This is a genomic window from Pseudomonas sp. 05T35 (assembly GCF_056396605.1).
The window spans coordinates 1-644 of sequence record NZ_JBFTLU010000865.1 but is presented as its reverse complement, the minus strand read 5'-3'; the positions used below and the strand labels follow the sequence as shown (position 1 = coordinate 644).

The window sequence follows — 644 nt, the reverse complement described above, 5'->3', positions numbered from 1 at the left end:
GCCCACGCTCAATACGCCAGTCGGTGTCGCACCCTCATAATTGAAAGTGGTGCCATTGATCACGCCATTGGCGGTCGCAACAGCAGCAGCCGTGGTGGCGCCGTTGCCCAGGGCGATGGAGTTCGCAGTGCTGGCGACGGCGCCGTTGCCGATGGCGATCGCATTAGCGGCGGTCGAACTCGCGGCTGGGCCGACGGCCACGCTGTCCACGCCGGTCGCGGTGCTGTCGGCGAGCGTYGAGTTGGCGTGGAAATATTTGATGCCCGCGCCATTGTTGATGTTATTGAGGCTTTGGTTGGTCGCAAAAAGCTGCGAGCCATTCACCGCATCGGTGCTGGTGCCGTTCAAGGCACCGGCGCTCAGGTTGGTGATTTTCACCCCGCCGGCCGGTGCACCTGCACCACCGGTCGCCCCTAGGGTGATGGCGTTGCCGCCGACCGCATCATATTTCACCGCGATATTGGCGGTGTTGACCGTGTCGGTATTCAGCGCCGACAACGCACCCGCTACGCTGGTTTGTGCAGTGCCAGCCGCTACCGCCCCGGTGCTGCTGATCGCGTTGATCGGCTGACTGAAGCCGGTAAGCCCCGTGGCCGGCGAGTAAGTGGCGCCGCCACCCAGGGTGTTGGCCGAGGTGTTGCCCA

At 64.1% G+C, this 644-nt stretch carries 1 pseudogene; it reads right to left on the bottom strand.

From position 1 onward, the window contains the following. A pseudogene (locus tag AC1DH9_RS30355) lies at positions 1-644 on the bottom strand (hypothetical protein); the annotation flags it as partial.